At 64.6% G+C, this 22,332-nt stretch carries 1 protein-coding gene; it reads right to left on the bottom strand.

The window, feature by feature from the left end:
* Positions 1 to 32 precede the first annotated feature (32 nt).
* Positions 33 to 22,289, bottom strand: a complete 22,257-nt coding sequence (locus RB2654_RS13970) for a leukotoxin LktA family filamentous adhesin (RefSeq protein ID WP_040884896.1) — start codon at positions 22,287 to 22,289, stop codon at positions 33 to 35.
* Positions 22,290 to 22,332: the final 43 nt, after the last annotated feature.

The following is a 22,332-nucleotide window of genomic DNA, read 5'->3' as shown; positions in this document are numbered from 1 at the left end:
TTGTAGGGATGCCGCAGGGACCGAAGGCCGCATTACGCCGCTTCCTCCTGATCTCCGCCCTCATCATCAGATCCGTCTTCGCCTTCTGCGTCCTCTTCTTCCTCCTCCTCGTCGTCGTCATCGTCTTCGCCACGGTCCGAGCCGAAGGTGAAATCCCCCGGCAGCGGATTGCCCTGCGACTTGGTCTGAATGCGCGGGTCGGTTCCACCGCGCGGGTCCGGGTCGTCGGTCTGGCCGTCGTCACCCTCTTTGCCGGTCGAGCCATTGGACCCGTTGCTGTTGTCCGGGTTGCGCGGATCCGAGGTGTCGCGGCCACCCGTATCGCCGCCGCCTGTGTCACCGCCGCCCGTGTCACCACCGCCTGTGTCGCCACCGCCGGTATCACCGCCGCCCGTGTCGCCACCACCTGTATCGCCGCCACCGGTGTCACCGCCACCCGTGTCACCGCCGCCGGTATCGCCGCCACCCGTGTCTCCACCGCCCGTGTCGCCGCCGCCGGTGTCGCCACCGCCCGTGTCACCGCCACCCGTGTCACCGCCGCCGGTATCGCCGCCACCCGTGTCTCCACCGCCCGTGTCACCGCCGCCGGTATCACCACCACCGGTGTCACCACCGCCGGTGTCGCCGCCACCCGTGTCACCGCCGCCCGTATCTCCGCCGCCTGTGTCGCCGCCGCCCGTATCACCACCGCCAGTGTCGCCACCGCCCGTATCGCCGCCGCCCGTATCGCCGCCACCCGTATCGCCGCCGCCGGTATCTCCACCGCCCGTATCGCCGCCATCGCCATCAGGTCCGAACACGTTGAACAGCGGGTAGATTTCCGGGTTCTGGACCGGCGCGGCGCTGGTCGGGGTCGTATAGAGGGCGTCGTCGGACCCGTGCTGAGGCGTGTTGCGCAGGCTGTCCACGTTCAGGGTCAGGCCCTGTTGCGTGCCAGCGAGTACAAGGTCGAGCTCCCCGTCGACCTGAATGCTCACCGGACCTTCCTGTGACACGGCATAGTCCATCGCGACATCGTCTTCGCTGTGAACATCGATCTCGCCGAAGGCCGCAAGATTCAGCATCGCGAGGTCTGACGAAGGCTTCAGCGTGAACGGCGTCGAGTCGTCGCGCCCCTGAATGGTCCCCGTGATCGCGGTCAGGAACACGTTGCCGGACAGCGATACCGGCGCGCGGGAGTCGGCGGTGATGTCACCGTTGATCGACGTTGCGATCACGGTCGCGTCGCGGTCCACGGACACCGGCCCCGAGAAATAGATGTCGCCCAAGGACACGAGGTCGTAGTGGCCCGTCACACCGTTCAGCGCCTGCACCTCGACCGGGCCGAGCGAGCGGAGATAGGCCGGGCCCTGACCGAAGGTCAGATGCGCGCGCTCCGCTTCGAACTGCAACGGATTGGCGGCGGTGCCGACGTTGCTGGCGTCGACGATGAGTTGGCCGTTCACAGCCGACACGATGCCGTCGCCGGGGGTCAGGGTCTTGGCGCGCAAGGCAATGGTGGCGACGCCGCTCTGGCTGCTCGTCAGTCCGGCGATCCGCAGAACGTCACCGGCTTCGAGGTCGATGTATCCGATCCCGGCGTCGATATCCGCTCCATCGGCAATCGTGATGTCGTCCGCGGCTTCGAGCGCGATCTGGCCTGCGCTGGCGGACCCATCGGCCGTGCCGGTGATCGACTTGTCCACGTAAATGTCATGCGCACCGACATAAAGGTCGCCGCCCACCGTCGATACACCGCCAAGCCGGACCTGCGCGGACGATCCGTTGATGACCACAGGGCCGGGGCCGCTGGTCAATTGGGTGACCCGCAATTCGATGTCGCCGAGCGGCGCGATCCAGGCCTCGCCCTCGACATCCAGCGACAGGTCCGTGGCATCGCCGCCAAGGGTCATTCCGGTGCCGCCAAGACCGACCGTGCCCACGTCCAGTGTGACCTCGCGCGCGATGACCTGACCGACGACGTCGCCGGTGTCGCCCGTTGTCACGTCGACATGCGACGCTTGCACATCTGCGAGAAGGACACCGCCGTTCACGGTGTCGATGTCCAGGAAGCCCTCGTGCTCGACGGTGAACAGACGCACGTTGTCGACCGCCGCGACCCGGATGGTATTGCCGCCCCCTTCGACCACGCTCGACACCGACCCGGCGACGGAACCGGCACCGCGAAGCCCAGCACGCAGTTCGGTCGCGCCGAAGAACCCGAGCGTGGCGGACCCGAGGTTGATGTTGCGGGCAGCCGCGGCCGAGAACACCTGCGAGGGCCCCGTCGTGAAGTCCCGCAGGAACACGATGTCGGACACCGTGCCCGGTTCACCAAGCGTGCGCAGGACGAGTTCGCTGAAGGCACCGCCATCCAGATCGTTCAGAAGGTTGCCCGAGGCCCCGACGATCACTTCGCCGCTGCCTGCATTGACCTTGGACAGTGTGAGGTCGCCCAAGGCGTTGAAGTTGGCGTTCAATTGGCCCGCGCCCGGCATCAGGTTGAGCTGGAGCTTTCCGGCCACGATGGACAGGGCGCGAGTGTCGTCACCCGCCTGACCATGGCTGGTCAGCTTGACGGTGCCCTCGGTCTTGAAGGTGTTCCACAGACCGGAGGTTTCGGTGATATCGCCGTTGATCCACGCGGTGATCCCGGTCTTGCCGAAGAACCCGATCATGCCGTCCTGCGATCCGGCGGAGGACGGGTGCACCACCGTCGCTCCGCCGTCCCAGTTGTAGAACGTCAGGCTGCCATTGGTCGACGCCACACGTTCCAGCGCGATCTCTCCGCCGACGACTTCGAGGGTCATGTCGCCACCGGATTCAGCGAACACCGCCGCGCCCGGCTGCGTGAGTTCGACTTCGAGATCCATCGCCCCGAGCGACTTGAGCCAGACGCCGCGCGACAGGATGTCGATGACGCTCGACGGGTCGGCGTCGAGAATCCGGCCGGATTTCGCTTCGAGGAAGACACGCTCGGGCGAATAGATTTCCTCGATCGAAATATCGGTCGAGGGTGCGAAGAGGTGGATCTCGCCTGCCGCACGGGCCGCGAAGGTGCCGCCGGGACGTTGCGCATAAAGCAGCGGGCTTTCAAGCGACCCGATCCCGCCGCCCGACGCTTCGAGCACGACGGACGTGCCGACGATGCCGCTGCCGCCAAGGATCGCGGAAATGGCGCCGGATGTGCGAAGCCGCGCATCCTGATTGGCCTCGAACGCGTTCAGGGCCACGTCGATCTCGGACCCGACATAGGCGTGGCGTCCGGCCTGAACGGTCACTTCGCCGGTCGCCTCGATGTCGAAATCTTCGTTGCGATGGATGCGCACCCCATCGGGCAGAATCTCCACGTCGGCCCGCGCAGCCGAGAACAGCCACAGGCGTTGCTGTTTCGTGATCTGCTCGCCCGCGTCGATGAAAATCTGGTCCTCGCGCTTGCCGACATCCAGACCCGCCACCAACGTCACGTCGCGACCGATCACATTCGGCTCCTCGATGGTCAGTTGCGTGTCGAGCACCGGCAGGATCAGATCCTGACGGAAAGCGGCCTCAAGCTCGGTCGTCGTGAAGAACGCGCTCTGGATAAGGTCGCTGACCTCGTCCTCGGTCATTTCGTAGACGTAGTTCTTGTTGAAGTCCTTCCCGGCAAAACGCTCGGCGGCTTTATGGAACCAGTCGTTCTGAGATGCCTCGAGCGCGTCGATCTCCACCTCGGTCAGACCGCTCGCGATCATCTCGACCCGGCGCTCGTCGTCGTAGGCATAGGCCTGGAACCCGTCGTCGTAGTCTTCGTGCCCCAAGAGTTCGCCGGTGTCCTCGTCGTAAAGGGCCAGACGCGACCACCACTCCTGATACTCCTGCGTACGATTGGCGATCTCACGCTGGACGATCGGGTTGGCGTCCAGCTTCTCCTGCTCCAGCGCAGCCGTCACGGTGGCCCGTTCGGCCTCGGTCGGCTCATAGCGGTAAACTTGGTCGAACCCGAGATTGACGAATTTCTGCGCGGCCTCGTGGAACTTGGTCGTGCGTTCCTGAACGATCTGCTCAAGCGCCTCGTTGCTCGTGCCCTTCGCGCGGTAAAGCAGTTTTTCCTGCTCGCTGAGTTCCAGAATCAGCCCTTCGTCGTAATCGCGAACTTCGACGACCTTGCCTTCTTCGTTGTAGGTGACAAGCCACGACCACCATTCGTGATAGGCTGTGGTTTCGGTATCGACGAGGCCTGACAGTCGTTCTTCGACTTCCGTCTTGGTCGGCGTCCGAAGGGAGTCGTTGTCGATCAGGCGAAGCTCGTCCCACAAGGCACCGAGCAACGCAGCCTCGGCGCGGCGGTCGACCGTTTCGCGGTTGTCCGCGTCCTGAATGGAGGAACCGGCGATCAGGCTGACGTTGCCGGACTGCGACGCGACCTCTTCCACTTCGAAGGTGCCATCGGACGAAAGTGAAATGTCGCCAAAGGCCTGAATATACACTTCGTCGAGCGCGTTGACGGTCATCGTACGCTCACCGAACGGCTCGGTCTCAGGCTTGCCGATGCGACCGGTTTCCGACAGCAGGCTCACCCGACCACCGTCGATCAGGCCGTCCGAGAAGTTCGATGTGATGATGTCGCCCTGAGCCTCGAGCTGGATTTCGTCGGTGTATTCGCTGATGACCTCCGAGACGAAGTAACCGCCGGATGCGTTGCGCAGCCGGATGCTTCCCTCGGCATTCACGACAAGCGTGACCGTGCTCCCGTTCAACAGCGCGACCTGCGAGGCGCTCTCGCTCGTCGCCGCCCCGATAAGCTCGTTGCGATAGGACTGCGACCCGGCCTCGAGGTTCGCGCCCGTCCGGCGGCCGTAAATTTCGCGCCCTTCGATCGGGTTGGCGATACGGTAGGACCGGTCACTGAACCCGGAGGCCGAGGTTCCTCCGATATCGCCACCGGCGGTCAGGATCGCGTGGCGCGCGGTCATCGACGTGTCGGGGCCGACCGTCAGGATGTCGCCACCCGCATCGACGTCGATGGTGCCGACGCCGGATGCGCGAACATTCTCGGTAAACAGGACCGACCCCACCGCATCGATGGTCACATCGCCGCGATATCCGTCGCCGAAGAAGTCGATCCTGATCGGTTCGTCGGCTTTCAGCCGGTGCGTATAGGTGCGCCGTTCCGTAAAGCTCACGTCCGTCGTCGTGGTGACGACATCCTTGTCGTAGATCAGATCGAAAATACCGTCAGGCGTCGTCGTCTGGCTGACGAATTCCTCCTGATAGTTCAGGATCTGGCGGCGTTCCTGAAAATCGTAAGCGTTCGGGTAGGTCTGGGTGAGCGGGTTGAAGAAGTCGAGGTTCTCATTCGCGACCTCGATATAGCCGACTTCGGGTTTGTTCGGCAGGTTCACCAGCTGCGGCGCGCCGACCAGCGCGACCCCGAGATCGTCGTTCTCCTTGTTGCCGCAGCCGATGAAGCTGATGCAGGTGTATGTGATTTCCGTGTGCACCCGCCGCTGCTCGACCGTGCGGTCGTAGGCGGTCGTGTAGTAGAGGGCCATGTCATCGACGGGGTTGTAGAACGCCTGCGTGGTCGGGGCCGGGTCGGTCCCGTGGCTCAGGTCGATCTCGATGGTCGAATACCCTTCGGACAGCCGATACTCGGTCGTCAGGTAAACGGGCTGCCCACCGATGAAGATCGTGTTCTCGGCGATCTTGTTCTTGTCGATGATACGGATGACGCCCTCGACACCTTCGTCCGGGCCAAGGTCGATATGCGAGAACACGAGGTCGCGGGAGGAATTGCTGACGACATCGAGCGTGCCATACCCGTTCGCCGCGATGATTTCGCCATCGCCGGTCGATACGATCTTGCCGGAAATCTCGATGAACCCGCCTTTGGTGCGGATCGGCGCGACTTCGAGTTGATCCGTGATCGGGTTGTAGTTCACCGAAACATTGCCGGTCATGTAGGGATCGCCGGGGAGGGACGAGGGCGGGTTGTTTCCGATTCCGCCGATCACGTCGACGTTCGTCTGATCCGCGTCGCTGCCGACCGGCTCACCACGAAGCGGCGCATAGAGCGGAATGATCGTGCTGCCCCCGCGGGTGTCGAGATACGCGTCGATGGCCGAGCTGATCGTCAGATCCCAGTCTGTGACACCGGATTGAATGCGGCCGTTGATGTTCAGGACATCGGCATAGATGAAGATGTTGCCGACAGCGGTGACCGAGCCGCCCGCCGCACGATCCGGCAGGACTTCGGACGGCTGGGGCCCATAGATTGAATTGACCGCCGACCGCGCCGACGCGAGCGACAGGTCGGGATCGTTGTTCATCCTCGAATAGACGCGATCCCAGTAGAGTTCGATGGCCGCGAATTCGTTCTCGTACAGCCCACGCGGATCGCCGGTGATGTGGGTCGTCGGATCGGAGGGCGCGAGGAAGAAGTCGCCGCCGGAATCGATCGTCACCGATTGCGCGTTTATGTCGCCGCCGAAGACATAGACGGAACCGTCCTGCGTGAAGATCTGGACGTTCCCGTTCAGGTTTTCGACATCGCCGACGACATAGACATCCGCGCTCGGCCCGTTGTTCGACGCGGTATAGAGGTTGCGGATGATGATGTTCGGCGGCGTGACGTCGGTGTGGTTCGCCGTCAGGTCGAAGGCAGGCACTTCGCCCACCCCGGTTGCCGTCGGATCGTAATTCGCGCCAAGCGAGATAAGGTCGCCGATGGTGTCGACGGACACGCCATTGTAGCGGACCTCGCCATAGTCCTCGAAGGGAATGACGAGGCCGGACACCTCGACGGAAAGCGACGAGCTGTTGATGACTTCGATCAACGCATCACCGTTCGCCGTGATGTCACCGGACCCGAGGAAGAAGTCGCCCGATACGTTCACGTTCCCGCCTTGGGCCGACTCGTCCGTGATATAGAGGAAGTCGGTCGAAAGCTGGCCGATACCGTTCGAGTTCAGGAAATTGTAGCGCGCTTGGAGGGCTTCGATCTGGGTCGTCAGCGTGTCATAGACCGACGAATTCACGTCATATTCGTCGCGCAGGTCTTCCAGCTCGTCGATGAAACTCAGAATCTTTTCACCGATGTTGCGATCGAACTCCAGAGCGTAGGAGATGTCGCCTTCTGTCGTGATGACCAGATCGCCAGCGTCGTTGACCGCCGGATGCGAGCCTGATCCGGCGAAACCGATGCTGATCCGCTTGGCCGCGTAGGCGCCCGCCTCGATGGACCCGTCCACCGTCACACCGGTTTGCGCGACCGAGCGATATGTTCCGCTTTCCCGCGCGAGCGAGACCTCATCGGCGCCGATCAGACCCCCGAAGAAATTGCCGACGGCCTCCGCCGCTTCGGAATAGGCATCGATGGCATAGCCGTAGGCATAAGGGTCGGTGATCCCGTCGCCCGTTTCGAGGTTCACGTCGCCCGCCGCGACCAGCGACATGCCCGAGCCGACGTCGATGAAGGCTTTGTTGCGCAACTCCGCCAGCGCATCCGGGTCGGAACTGAGCGGTATCGCCGTCCGGTTGTGAACCCGCGTTTCGGCATGCTGGTACTGTTCCTGCACGCCCGAGGCATCGGCGCCTGCGAGGATCGAAATGCTTCCCCGGCGGCTTTCGATTTCGCCCGAGGCAAGGTCGATCAGGCTCGAATGCCTGAGGATCGTGTGGGCTTCGGATTCACCCGCGCCCGCGAACCCATAGGTGCGGATATAGGATTCCGACACCATTTCGGCATCCGCGCGCGCCGTGATGTTTACGTCGCCGTTCGCCCGGATGGTCGCGCCCGTCATGCGGATATTGCCCGACGACCAGACGTTCGGATCTTCATGCGCGCCCACGATCACGTTGGACACCAGTTTGGGCAGCGGCACTGCCCCGCCCATGTCCCCCGTCAGACGGTCGGTGAGGTCATAGTTCGTGCGCATCGCGATATTGACGTAGCCGGTATCGTTCACCGGATTGGCCGTTGTCGAAAGCTGCGTGATCGTGACGCCCGGCCCGATGTTGATAAGCGCATCGCTCTCGACCTCGGTGCGCGACACCAATGCCGCGCGGTTCACGCCACCGAAGCTGCCGGTCACGCCGTTGAAATCGATGGCGCGTTTCGTGATGTCGTTGACCGAAGCGATGTCGATGGTCTTGGCGCTCAGGTCGAGCCCGATATTCAACTGGCTGTCGCTTTGAACCTCGTTGATCTGGCGCGTGGCGCCGTAGCCGACAAGCGCGACTTCGATGCTGTCCGAATTGCTCTCGAACTCGATCTCGCGGTTCGTCGCGATGTCGATGTCGGTTGCGTTGAGCGCCGCACCGTCCAGCCGCAACTCGGTCGTCAGGTCCATCGTCAGGCGGTTCTCGGAGGCATAGATCGACACGATCCCGCCGCGACCGGAAACCGAATTGCCAAAAAGGTAACCGTCGCCCCCGGAACGCGCGGTGAAGGTGCCCGCGACCGACGCTTCGGTCACGAAGAAGACGTCGAGGGTCGACGAACTGTAGTCGATGCCGCGGGCGAGCGATGAGCCGAGACCAACGAGGCTCGCCGTGACGCCTTTGGACAGATATTCGAGGTCGGCCTCGTTGCGCGCTTCGAGCCACGCATCCCCGCCCACTTTGAACTGCGAGAACCTGAGATCGGCCGTCACCGCGCTTTCGTTGCGGGTCAGCGTGTTCGACCCGTTCAGGCTGCCCCCGGCGATGGTGGTGGAGGTTGCATCCGCCGACACCGTCGCATTCGCCGCGCCCGGCACGTTGTCGGTCGCCAGAACCGTGACGTTGCGCACTTCGAGGTCGATGGCCTGCCCGAAGATCGACGTTTGGGATTCGCGCCGCGCGACGGCGTTGTTCAGCCCGGTGGTTCCGGCCCCACCGACAAGGCCGAACGCACTCGCCATCACATCGCCGGAGTTGATCGCACGAACCGTCAGATCGCCGCCGTTGATGCGGACGTTGCTCAGGTCGACATTGACGACCGAACTGTCCTTGGCCGTCGCCGACGTGCCGCCGACACCGATGGCGCCCGAGGTGATGAGGTGCACCTTCGCATCGGTTTCGCCGAACCGGCGCGCTTCGATCACGATGGTTTCGGCTTCGAGTTGTGGCGCCGCACCCGTGCGGCTGAAGTTGACGCCGACCTGGCTTTCCCGCTTCGCACCAGCGATCGCGACGCCGACACCGATCGCACCTCCGACACCGGCGGACACCTTGGCCTGCGTGACGCTCGTTTCCTCAGCCTCGATGGTCAGCGTGTCGGCCAGTATATCCGCGTTGCTGCCGATGTTGACGCTGACGGCACGGCCGACGCGCATATCGACGATACCCATCGACGAGGCGATGGCACCGCCCGACCCGGCAATCGCCTCGGGCGTCCCGTCGTCCACATCGGCCAGCGCCCCGACGCGGACATCACCCCCGCGCGCGTCGATTGCGACGTTGGCGCCAAGGTTCGTGACGACCGTTGTGCCGCGACGGACGATTGCGACGCCATGGGTTGCGGAAATCGCACCACCCGATGCACCGCCTGCAAGGATGTCTAACCGCCCTCCCTCTTCCGAGCCGATGTCGACATTCGCCGCTTCGATCGTGACGTTCGTGCCGATCCGCGTTTCGATCGTGTCGACATCGGCGCCGTTAAAGCTGGTTTCGAGGTTGATCGACCGGCGACCCGTTGTGACCTTGCCCAGCATCGCTGCCAAAAGGTTCTCGTTGCCGTCCTGCGGCCCGTTCGGATTCGCACCCTGTGCGACGTTGTAGGTTTCGTCGGGCGGATCTTCGCCCGCTTTCACCGGATCGTCCGTGTTGGTGAAGCTGTCGTCTTGCAGGCTGTCGTCGGCGTCGTCGATCTGCTCCTGCCAATCCGGCACTTCCTCGTCCGGGTCGTCGATGCGCACGCGTTTGCCGTAGGTCAGCAGGATGCCGGACCCCTGCGCGGAAATGGCACCGCCGCCACCCGCGACGACCGCTCCGGTGAAGTCACGCTCGCCATAAGCATTCACGGTGACGTCACCCGTCGCCTTGAGGATGACGCCCGTACCGATCTCGGCAAGGACGGCGTTGCGCATGGAGGTGATGACGCCTGCCGCACCGACCGAAATCGCGCCCCCGGCAGCGGTCAGAACGAAAACGTCCTGCCCGTAGCTTTGATGCGCTTCGACGGTCACATCGTTGAGGTCCGGGCCATCGACGCGCGTGTAGTCGCCGATCCGCGCGGTCACCGACTGTTTGGCGGACGTGTAAAGCCCGGCCCCCGCGATCCCGACCAATCCGCCGCCGGTGCCGACCACGACCTGATTGACGCTGTAACCGCCTTCGCCGTTCTGGCCGTTGACGAACGGCACCTTCTCGGACGGATCGGTTCGGGCGTCGGCGTGGACGAGAAGATTGCGCCCGACGGTCAGCTCGACATAGCCGTCATTCGCGCTGCGGCCCGACGTGGTTTCGGCGACGACTTCGTCCTGCGCGTCGAGAATGACGATGGAAGCGCCGACACCGACAAAACCGCCCCCGCCCGACCCGGCGGTCATACGCGACTGGCGCGGTGCGGTGGCGATGATCGACGTGTCGCGCCCGGATTCGACCGCTGCATCGGCCATATAGGCAATCGTGCGCGACTTGGTGATGCCCACCTGATTGACCCCGGCGACACCGGCGTAGATGCCGACCGCACCGGACACGGCGAAGTGGGACAGGCTCTCGGGCGTCACGGCTTCGACCGTCACGTCGCGACCGGCGAAAACATCGGCCTGTTCGATCCCGGCCCGGGTTTCCTTTTCGATCTTGAAGAACTCGTTATGCGCCCCGATCCCGGCCGTCGTGCCGAACGAGGCGGTGACCGAGATTGACTTGATCTTGGTCGCGTTGCCCGCGAACACCTCGACGTCACTCGCGCTGGTCACATCGGCACCACCCGCGATCTGGGCCACCACGCTGTCGGCCACGAACAGGATTGGAACCTGGGCGGACACGGACACGCCAGCCGAGGCGGAGCCTGTCATGGCCAGAGTGTTGAACTCGGTCGAGTTGTCCGCGACCACCGCGACGCCGTGATAGGTCTGTGTCTGCCGGTCGAGCCAGATATCGCCGCCTTCGCTGCGATGCGTGCCGACGACCCCATCGTCCGATGCGCTGTTCTCGGCGATGACGAGGCTGCCGTCGGTAATGGCCGCTGTGACGATGGACGAGCTGTCGATTACGGCGACCGAAACACCGATGGCCGCCGAATTGCCGACGGTGACATTCAGCGTCGTCTGGTCGAAGGCCCCGTAGAAGGTTTCGTCGCCGCCGCCGACCGCATCGATCCGACCGCCGTTCAACGCCTCGACAAGCACGTCGCCAGCCTGCACCTGCGCATCCGCAATCAGTGCGGAGGTCGTATCATTCTTGATCGTGATCGAGATCGAGCCGGTGACACCGGCCGAACCGCCGTATCCGCCACCCATCCCAGACGAGACGACCTTGGTGTTGTTCTGCGCCCGCACGATCGCGTCGTCCGCCGCGCGCACCGTCGCATCTTCGATCTTGGCGGTCGTGAACCCCTTGTCGACGGCAAGACCCAGGGCGCCACCCGCGCCGACCGACGACGCGATGACGACCTGATAGGCAAGTCCTGCAAGCTCTTGGCTGCGGATCGCCTCGGCGCTGACGTTGGCTGCGGACACGACGGTCGCGCCCCCGTTGATCAACGCATCGACCGCGGAACGATTGAAAATGACTCCGTTCGCCGCGCTGATGCCGGTGGAGTTGACGGACCCCACACCTGCAACACCCATTGAGACGACCCGCGTATCGTCACGCGCCGCCAGCCTGACATCACCCGCCGAGGTGAACACGCTGGCATCGTCGCTGATGCGGGTCTGCGTCCGTGCGAGCATTTCGTTGAGGGCGAGCGTCGCACCGAAGCCAAGATCCTCGCCGATGGACAGGACACCGGCCATCGACCACATGCTGTTGTCGGATGTGGCCGTCAGCCCGATCCCGCCCGTATTGAGCTGACCGTTGCCGACCACACGGGCGCGCACGAATTGCACCTGCCGCGTGATCGCCCCACCCGCGCCCAGCGCGTTGCCGAGGACCGAGGCACCTGCGGAGGCGGTCATCACCTTTGTCTCGGATTTCGCGGTGAGTTCGATGTCCTGCGCGACGCTGAAGGCGCCCGCGTTTCTCAGGTCGATGACCGCGTCCACCTCGCCCCCGACGCGCACCCACGATACGCCAAGGCCGAAGCTGATCGGGCTGTTGTCCTCGCCCCCGCCGCTGTCGCCGCTCCCCTCGTTCGACTGACCGTCCGCATTCGCGCTGTCGGCCTGATCGAAGCTGTTGGCGCCTTCGCTGTCTTCGCCGGGGTCGACCTCTTTCTCTTCTTCCTCGTTCGCACTCGCCTCGGACTTGGGCGCATCCGGGCGTTTGGCGACGCGGAATTTCCCGGTGTCGGGGTCGCGTTCGACCGTCCACATATCGAGGATGAAATCGGCGAGGCTGATGTCCAGCGCCGCGGTGACCTGACCCGAGATCACATCGGCCTCGCGCCCGTCGATGGCATTCAGTTCGAGATTGCCGTCGATATCCACGCTTGCCGAGTCGATATCGAGCCGAGCTTCGATCAGGCTTTCGCGGGTCAGGTTGAATTCGGGCAGCGTTAGGGTCGTTTTTTCCTCGACGAAGTCCGCGCCTTCGTTCAGCGCGTCTTCCACCAGATCGCGCAGAAGAACGCCGCGCGGATCGCCGTCGACCTGACCCAGATCGTCGGAGCGTTGGCCGAAATCGACATAGCCGAACGACCCGACCGCCGCGAAGCCCCCGCTGATCGTCACACCGATCCCGACCTGAAGCACTTCGGTCAGGTTCTCGGCCGTTAGGATCACGTCACCATCGACCGTCAGGCTGCGGTTGCCGACGATGCGGGCAGACGTCAGACCGTGGAACTTGAGGATGCCCGCGCCGATGCCCACGCCCTTGGACGACCGGTTCGCACCCGCTTCGATCGCAAGAAACGTGTCTTCACGTCTCGCATCGACAAGGACCGAACCGCCTGCATCGACGGTGACACGAGAGATTTCGGCGATCACGTCCCGCGCGTCGGTGGTCCAGGCGATGTTGGCGAGCCCCGTGATGCTGCTCGACTCGTCGAAAAGGTCGGTGCCGCCGCCGTTGTGGCCGAGGATCACGTTGGTCGCCTTGATCCCGGACCGGGCTTCGAGCTCGATATTGGCCGTTGTGGTCGCGGACCCGTCCGAGAGCCGCGCGATGAGGTCACGCTTGTAGATGTCGACGCCGACACCGCCCGATGCCCCGGCCCCCGAATTCTCGGAATAGCCGTTGGCGAACACGTCGTGGCGGGTTTCGTCCAGCGCGGTGATGACGATCTTGCTCGCGGTTACGGCGCTGTCGTCGATCTGGGCGCGCGTTTCGCCGTTGCCTTTGAGGATCGCGGTGATGACGTCGATGCCATACTTGGTTTCGCCATCGCGCACCGCGACCGCCCGCAACAGGCTTTGCGTCGTGGCATGGGCGACCACGTTCACCCCGGACAGGTTGCTGTCGGTGATTTCGGCGACCGTATCGGCATTGTAATTCGTCAGCGCGACCCCGACCGACCCCGCGATATTGCCGGAGGCGGTGACGGCGCCCTGTCGGTTCTTGACCTGGGCATCTTCAAGCGCGTCGACCTCGACCCCGCCGCTGCTGTTCAGGTTGGTGTCGTCGATGACCGCGCGGGTTTCCCAGTTCGTCGTCAGAATCGAGATCGGAATGTTCACGGCGAACCCGCCGTCCTCATCCCCCTCGTTGTTCGACGCGAGACCGGATGTCAGGTTGATGTCCGCCACCCCGGTGTGCCGCGCGCGGGAGCGGATGCCGTCGACGTCGCCGGTGACATACTCGACCGCGCCGGTCGTTGTGCGCCGGTCCACCTGCGCGCCGCCCGTGATGCCCAGCGCAAAGGCGCTGCCCGCGCCCGAGAAACCGACCGTGATCCCGGCATCCGAAGTGTTCTCGGCAAGCAGATCGACCGACTCGGCAATGTCGAGTTGCATAGGTGTCGCGCCGGACCCCGCGATACGGGCTTCGGTGGTTTGGGTCAGGACGTTGACCACCACCGATGCGCTGATCCCGATCTTGGGATCATCCCCGGTCGCCGCCGCAACCCCGTCGATCTGGCGCGCGTTCTTGGCGTCGAGTTCAAGCGAGTTTGCCTCGACATTCGTCTGGTAGACCTCGGCCCGCACGGTTTCGACGCGCGTATTCTGGGCATAGGTGATCCCCACGCCGATGCTGTCGGAATTCTCTTCTTCCTGCGGATCGTCACCCGCGCCCGCACCTGCATCGCCTTCCCCTTCGTCCGGGATCGGCGTGTCATCCGCCAGCGGGTTCACATCATCGATGTAATCCTGCGCCGTCTCGTCGTTGTCGTCGCCGAGCTGCTCCTCCCGCGCCTCTTCGGCGACTTCACGTGCCAGCGATCCGGCGACGGCCACGGTCGCGCCGGTCAGTTCGGCTTCGAGCGCCACGTCGCCGCCCTCGTTGATCTCAGCGTAACTCACCTGCGCTTCGACGACGGAACGGCCAAGATGCAGCGTGCCCGACCCGACGAGCGAGAAGGTGCTGCCAGCGCCACCGCGCCCGGCCGACGCGGCCAGCAGATCGCCGGCATCCTTCGCGACGATCGACACGTCGCCGCCGTTCACGGTGTGGGAGCCGCTGGCGATAAGCGCGTGAACCTCGGTCTTCACACCTGTGATCGAGACGGCTCCGGCGAGCCCGATGTTGCCTGCGGTTCCGATCACGGCCCCCGTTCCGATCAGCGCGTCCGCCGTGTTCTCGGCAGACAGGGCGATGCTGTCGGTCATGACGGTGGAGTTGGTGGCAAGGGTGGACACGGCGGTGTTTGTCCCGAATACCCCGCCGAAATCCGCGGCGAGCGCGAAGCCGAATACCTTGTCCGAAACCTGATCCTGTCCGGTCTCGTCCGACGTGGTCTGTTCGCCCAGCCCTTCTTCGTTTTCTTCCTGCCGGTCGGCGGTCAATTGATCCGGCAGGTCGATCTTGCCGCGCTTCTTGCCGTCTTCGCTTTCGTCCTCAGGCGTGTCGGGATCGTCCGGTGTCGGCTCGGCCTCGTTCTCGTCCTCGATCCCTTCCGCCCCGGCGCTAGCACCCGCGACCGAATATCCGCCCGTCTCGGTGGTGATACTCAGGTCGCCGAGCGTCAGTTCCGGCGCACCCCCGCTTCCTTTGAGCGTGGCGAGGATGTCTTCGGTCTTGGAGGATGTAACGGCGGCAATGGCGGAACGGTCGGCGAAGATGATGCCGGCACCCAAGCCAACCGCGACCTTTCCGGCCTGCGACCCGGCGCCACCGAAGGCGAGGAGCCGCGCGGTGTCTTCGGCGTTGAGCGTCGTGAAATTGCCGACGACCAGCGGATTGCGGTCGTCCACGACGGCGCGGGCGTCACCGCGATAATCGATGATCGAGAAGCCACCGTTGAACGCCACCGTTTCCGCCGCCCCGAACGACTTGGTGACGACCATGCCCTGCATGTCGTTCGTGGCCGAAGCGTCGATACTGGCGAGGTTGACCGCGCCGTTATTGGAAAGAACGCCGAAACGGGCCGTGGCATTGGCATCGAGGCGCAGATACTGCACTGCGCCGCCGATCCCGACGGTGCCCATGGTACGCTCTTCATCCTCGCGCGCGTCGTCACGCTCTTCCTTGGATACATCGTCGCCGGGGATATCGTCGGTCAGCCCGTCGACCGGGACGGACGATGGCGGATCGACATCCTCCTGCTTTTCGGGCGCAACGCTTTCTTCGACCGGGATGTCACGCAGGGCGATCAGCCCGCCTTCGTTCTGGGCCTCCAGCGTCACAGCGGCACCCGACCCCAGCTTGGCGTCGTCCGCGATCTCGGCGACTGTATCGAGCTTGGCGGTGTGAATGCCGATGTCGACCGCGAACCCGATACCGGCCTGACCCTCGGTCCGGTTGAGGATGTTCCAGTTCTCCTGATCCATCTCCAGCGCCGGATCGGGGAGGAGGTCACCGGCAAGCAACGCCTCGCTGTCGTCGATGGTCTTGAGCCCGAGCGTGGTGTCATTCAGCGGGTTCTGAATGTCGGCCAGCGAGTTGGTGGGAAGCGAATTGGTCGCACGCACGGTCAGATCGGACGCGGTCAGGGCACCGATCGTCGGTTCCACCCGCGCGGTGACGGCCGACCCGATGAACCCGTATGAAAAGGTGCCGACGAACCCGACCTTGTCATCGAGCGAACCCGCCTTGGTGGCCGACACCTTGCGGTAGTGAGACAGATCCTGACTGGCGGCGAGCGTGACGGTCGACCCCGCCACAGACGCATCGGACAGGTCGAGGTCACCCGCGATCTGGTCGCCCGTGACCGTTCCACCGATCAGGGCGGTCACGGTCGTGTCGGTCCGGTCTGCGTTCACGGCGATGGCGAAGGACAGGGCGTTCCCTGCCTTCTTCTCGTCGTCGTCGTCCTGGTCGCCGGTGCCGGTCTGTTCTTCGGCGGTGTCTTCGGCCTTTTCGGTTTGCTCATCCGCGATGTTGGCGAGCGCGTCGGTCAGGTTTCCGCCCGCCGCATCGGCACCGCCCGTGTCCTCGGGCGTTTCGGCCTTGTCCCGTTTGCCGAACGGGGTCTTGGGTTTGTCCGGCCCCCCGCCCTCTTCGATCTCCTCGTCCAGTTCCTCGTCGGTGAGAGAGCCGGTGGTGACGATCGCCTCGGCCTCATACCGGGTCGTCGTATCGCTGGCGGAGATGCCAAGCGTCCCGCCGCTGCTGGCCTGACCGCCCATGTAAACGGCTGTATCGGCGTCACCGAGTGAGACGATCCCGGCGCCCGCGAACACCAATGACGTGCTGTCCGCGGCATGGGCCGTGAAACCGAAGTCATGCGTGGTCGTCGCGCTGATGGTCACGCCTGTCCCGCCGGAAATGACCGAACCGGTGTTCGTGCCGCCGTCGATGATGACCCGGTTCAGCGCGTCACGCAGCGACAGGATGCCCGCGACCTTCACCCTGCTGTCGCTTTCGACGCGCGCCGACACCTCCTGCACTTCGCCGACGACGGAGCGGACGGAAACCGAGCCGTTTCCGGGTGCGAGCAGTTTGGAGTTCTGAATCCAGACCACCGACTGCGTATCGGTCAGCGCGAAGCTCAGGCCCACCGTGCCCGCGCTCGCGTCTACGTTCGACGTGGTGACCGCCTTCGACAGGATGTCGATTTCACCCTTGCTGCCCGCGACGACGCCGGGCACGTCACGGTCCGCGACGATGAGCGTATCGGTGATGTTGACCGAAGCGGTGGCGTGCACGACTGAGGGCGCAATCGAAATCGACACGCCCTTGCGACCCTTGCCTTTTTCGTCCGGCGCATCGCCGCCACCGGTGTCGCCCGACCCGGTGTCGCCCGGGTCTGGCGCAGTCTCGGACGGCTCTTCGGCTTGCTTCGCCGCGTCCTCCATCTGTTCGGACAGCTTGTCCATCTGCTGATCGCCGGAATTCTCGGCACCCACCGCATCCCGCGCGGCAAAGACGGTGACGGTCGAAACCGGCAGAGCCTCGGCATGGATCAGGACTTTGCGACCAACGGTGTTGTCGGAACAGATTTCATCGACGCAGGTGTAGTCACCCTCGCCTTCGCCCTCGAACCCGCCTTCACCTTCAAAGCCGCCTCCGCCTTCAAAACCGCCTTCACCCTCGTCGAAGGAAAAGTCGAAGAAGCGGCCGTTGGTGATCTTGGTGTCTTCGATGTCCACCGACGCGGCGGACTTGAACTGGTTGAAGCTGGCGCTGATCGCCACGCCCCACGCGTCCTCGCTATGCGCCGCGCGCCCTGTGACCAGCGTGTCGAAGACGCTTTGGTCGATGGCCGTGATGCTGGTCAGCCCGTCGCCAGCGTCCGCCTCGTCTTCATAGACGAAGATCATGCTGTCGCGCACGCCGACCGAGGTCGTGTGGTCGATCAGGGAAAGCCCGAAGCTTCCGGCGATGCCGACACCGTCGACAGCAGACGCGGTGACCGAGCTGGCCTGACCGTATTCCACGTCGGTCAGCGCCGATACGGTGATCTCCTGCTCGAATTCAGAGCCTATTTCGGCTCCTTCGATCAGAACCTCGGTCGCGACCGTCCCGAACGTCGCCGCGAAATCACCCGCGAACGAGAAGGTCTTGGTGCCCTCCCCGCCGCTGTCGCCGCTGCCGCCGGGATCGGGTGCCGAACCGTCGTCGCCGTTGCCCATCGCCTCGGCAACCGCATCGGCCCTGTCACCGAACAGGTCCGAGGACAGATCGACCGGCGCCTCATCCTTGTCGGACGGGGGAATCTCGGCTTCGCTTTCATCCTCGGGCGTATCCGGGTCGTCCGGTGTCGCCTCATCGTCGGGGAGCGCGTCGAGCGCCGATGCCGTGCCCGCCGCCAGAACCGAACCGGTGGTGGTTGCGGCGATTTCGATGTCCTTTTCGACGTTTACGTCGAGCGTGGTGATGATCGCGCGCGTATTTCGATCGGTCAGGTTCACCGCGACCCCGATCGCGAACCCTTTCTCGGCATCGAGACTGCCGGACCCGGCGAGCGTGACCACCGAGGTCTTGTCGTCCGCCCGGATGACAACGCCGTCGTCGCCCCGACCTTCGATCCCGTCCGCGTCGTTCCGCACGAGCGTGTTGGCCTGATAGTTCGTGATCGCGACAGCGATGTTGAACCCCGTGCCTCCGTCGTCGTTCTGCGCCTGCGCCCGCGCGGTGTTGACGATCAGAAGATCCTGCTCGGCGCGCTGTTCGGTCGCTTCGAGCGAGAATGTCGCATTCGGGCTGAGAACGGACCGGGCCGAGGCGTTCACGTCCATCAGGGACAGCGCGCCACCGTAACCGCCCTTTTCCCCGCCGGTCGAATTGCCGGGCGACCCCGCGCTGGCGATGATGTCACCCGCATTGCGCGCAATGGCGAAGGCGCGGGCGTTCAGGTCTTCGTTGTCCCGGTCGTTGGAACGGAAATAGGTCTCACGCTCGACCCAGACGTCCCCGACCGTGGCATCGGCGTCGAGTTCGAAGTTGGTCGACAGGATGTTGATCCCCGCACCCACCTCGGTGCCGCGCCCCGTCGTCTCGGCCACGAACATGCGCGTGTCCGTAGGCGTCTGCGACACCGGATCGTCGGCATCTTCGGGCGCATCGGGATCGGTGGTGTCGTCGGGAATGCTCGGATCGCCGGGCTTCAGGCCGGTGACACCGTAGCTGTCGCCATCCGCGAAATTGCCGACCGCCCCCGGTCGCCCCGGCCGGTTCGGGCGTGGGCCCTTGGGCGTGCCCGGACCCTTCCAACCCGGTTCTGTGGTCGACGTTTCGTCATCGGGATCGGCACCTTCGCCGACCTCGTCCTCCGGCACGACATCGCTGGGATCGTCGCTTTCCGTCTGCTCCAACGCATTACGGTATTCGCCCCACCAGTCGCCGACCTCGTCACGGCCTTCGGTCTCGGCCAGAATGTTCTCGGCGATGACGCCCGCGTCCGAAGGGCTGCGGATTCGGGCCGACCAGTCGCCGTCGGCGTCACCGTCGATCTTGGCGGTCGCCCCAAGACCCCACTGGGTGATCCCGACCGAGACGAGCAGGACCTGCTCGCCACTGGTCGCAAGCTCTTCCTCGGTCTCCCCGGTCAGATCACCGTCATCCTCGGGGTCCGGCTGGGGGACCGACCCGACCTGTGTCAGCGTCTCCACCCGCACGTCCTGCAACGTGTTCCGGGCCGTGATCGCGACCATCGGGTTGTCGTCGAGGTTGATCTTGGAGCCGTCGGCGTAGAACTGGCCGCCCGGTCGCCCGTAGGAACCATCCGGGGTGGTTTCGATCAGGGGCGCGATGAGCGATGCCGTAGATCCGTCGGGCGCTTCGTATTCGTGGTCGCCCCCCGCTTCGGCCACCGAACGCGTCGAATGAACGATGATCGAACCGGCGAGCGCGAAGCGGTTGTCGTCGCTGTCGCCCGACCCGCCGCTGCTGCCTGCCGATCCGGCGTCCATCTTGGCGGACAACGCGGTGTTGACGGCATCCGTCAGGGTGAAGTTGCCAAGGACGAGCGCAGAAACGTCCGGCGACAGGGCTTCTTGATCGTCCGGATCGACGACCTGATCGTCCCGGTCTGGATCGATGTTTTCGACCGTCTCCGACCCACCCGAAACGCGGGCGCGGCTTGCGAACCGTTCGACGGTGGTTTCTGCACGAATGTCGATCTGGCCCGACTGGGCGGCGATGGCACCACCCAGGTAGGTCTCGGTCAGGCTGTTTTCGAGCGAAATGGCAAGCGCCACGCCTTTGGCCGCGTCGCTCACGACCGCATCCGAGGTCATCAGGATATCGCGGGTGGTGAGCGCGGCGATGTCGATGGTGCCGCCGGTGGTCAGGATCGCGTATTCACCCTGATCGACGTTCGGATTCCACGGAATGTAGATCGACGTGTCCGGATTTGTGCTCGCATAGGGGTCGAAGCCGATGACCGGACGCACTCCGTTCACGATGGTTTCGGCCCGCGACCGGCGCAGCGAGGCGGCGACCGCGAGATTGAAGGCGGTGGGATCGACGTCGGGATCCTCGACCCCCGACTTGGCTACGAGCGTCTGCTCTTCGCTGACCACGGAATGTACTTCGATCGAGTTTCCGGCGTCGATGGCCGTGTTGTGCAGGGTGGTGCGCGCGACCGTGTTGGACGCGGCGATGGACAGCGCGAGGTTCTGGTTCTCGGGCGCGATCTCGAAATGCGTGGTGGCGCGGGACACGACAATGGCATCGGTGTCGGCGAAGATGTAACTGCCGTCCATCTCGATGATCGCGTGCGCGTCGAGGAACATCGGCAGGTTTTCGATGTCGATCTTGTCGAGTTCCGCCTGCGCGCCGCTCGCAATCCCGTTCGCGACGTCGAGCACGGCCTGCACCGCTTCGAAATCCGCGAGTGGCCCCGCGAGGGACGAAAGGTAGGCGTCCGTCGCGGATTCCACATCGACCTTGTTGTCCTTGAACGTCGTGGCCGAGACATGGACCACGTCACCCTTCAGGATCGCCCCGGTCATGGAAACGCGGGTGATACCGACTGGAAGCGCGTTCTGGGCGACGTCGCCCGGCGCGGTCGTCTGGTCCGTCAGGCGGTCGTCCAGACGCGCCTCGATATGGATACGCCCGCCGGGGTGAACCCCGTCCGTCGCGATGATCCGGCTGCCCTGCTCAAGCGTGATTTGTGGCGCGGTTAGCGTCACGTCACCAGCCGGGCCGCTGCCGGAGATGGTCGAGATGGTTTCCCCTGCCGACAGGGTGATGGTTTCGGTCGCGATGACCTCGAAATCGGCACCGTTCGTGGCGGTCCCGGTCAATACGGCGTGCTGCGGGTCGATCAGGATCTTGCCGCCGACACCTTGGGCCGAAAACGCCTCGAGATCGCCGAGCGCCTCGAGCGTATTGGTGGCGGAGAACTCGACGAAGCCGCCGGTGCCGCTTCCCAGTGCGGCGGCCGAGATGACGGCGCCTTGTGCCAGCAACGCCGACCCTTCGGCATAAATGTCGATCGTCCCGGCCGCCGCCGAGCCGGTGGATTGGCTCAGGATTTTCGCACCGCGTTCAAGGACGATGTCACCGGCCGAGCGGACCCTGACCGTGCCGCCCGTATTCCCGTCCTGCGCGCGCACGGTGGCCGTGCCGGAAAAGGTGACGCCGGTCTGACCGTAGATATCGACCGTCTGGCCAGCGGTGATCGAGCCGCCGACGTTGACCTGTCCGCCTGCGCGAAGCCGGACGCGCTGATCCGCTGTCAGCGCCCCGTTCACCGCGATGTTGCCGGGGCCGAGCGGCACGGTGCCGTCGATGATCTGGCCGATGCCCTGCGGGTTCACCGAACCCCCGGTCCCGAACAGGTTGTTCACGACGGATTGGGATGGCGTTGAAAGCCCGATGGACCCGGCCCGGATCGTGCCCGTGGGGCCGACGACGACGCCGTTCGGCGCGGCAATGTAGACGTCGCCCCCGACCGAACCATTCTGCATCCCACGGACCATGCCGTGAATCTGGGCCTGACTGCCGTTGACGATATTGATCGTCCCGCGCGTGCCATTCGGAGCGTGGAGGTTGACCGTCGCGCCCTGCCGCACGTTGAAGGATGAGAACGAGTTGACGCCGTGGTTGTTGGCAATGGTGCCCGTTCGCACGTTCGCCGTCGCGCCGTTGCGGGTGATCGACGTGGCGGTGCGCCCATCCGGGGTGACCTGAGCAATGGCGAGGTGAGACGAAACGAAAGGCAGGGCCACGACCATCGCGGTCGTCGCCAACAAGTTCGCTCTCGTGATGGGTCCCCCGCTGCGCAAAGTGCGCCTC

This window comes from Maritimibacter alkaliphilus HTCC2654 (assembly GCF_000152805.1).
Lineage (GTDB): Bacteria > Pseudomonadota > Alphaproteobacteria > Rhodobacterales > Rhodobacteraceae > Maritimibacter > Maritimibacter alkaliphilus.
This window is presented reverse-complemented; position numbering and strand designations above follow the sequence as displayed.